This window comes from Candidatus Hydrothermales bacterium (genome assembly GCA_039630235.1).
GTDB lineage: Bacteria > Hydrothermota > Hydrothermia > Hydrothermales > JAJRUZ01 > JBCNVI01.
Map to the genome: position 1 here is coordinate 1 of JBCNVI010000073.1, position 526 is coordinate 526.

Genomic DNA, 526 nt, shown 5'->3' on the forward strand with positions numbered 1-526 from the left:
CAAAGGTTATCCAACTACTTGTGCTTCAAAGATATTGAGTAATTATATATCTCCTTATAATGCTACTGTTATTGAAAAATTGTATGCTGCAGGTGCAGTTATAGTAGGAAAAACTAACCTAGATGAGTTTGCTATGGGATCAACTAATGAAAATTCGTTTTTTGGAATAGTAAAGAATCCAATAGATCCTGAACTGGTTGCTGGGGGATCCAGTGGGGGTAGTGCAGTTGCCGTTGCTACTGATATGGTTCCATTATCATTAGGTTCTGATACGGGAGGATCTATTAGATTACCAGCTGCTTTCTGTGGAATATATGGATTAAAGCCAACCTATGGTGTGGTCTCAAGATATGGTTTGGTTGCTTATGCTTCTTCTTTAGATCAGATAGGACCTTTTTCTAAATATGTTGAAGACCTATCCCTGATAATGCAGGTAATATCTGGTTTTGATCCTTATGACAGTACTACTTCTAAAGATTTCAAACCTGATTTTGTAGATGATGCAATGAATATTAGATTAACTTTC

1 protein-coding gene is annotated in these 526 nt (G+C 36.1%); it reads left to right on the forward strand.

All coding sequences use genetic code 11. The annotated features are described in order from the left end of the window. Positions 1 to 526 (forward strand): amidase family protein (locus ABDH49_09370; protein ID MEN3047147.1); only part of this gene is annotated, 526 nt, incomplete at both ends.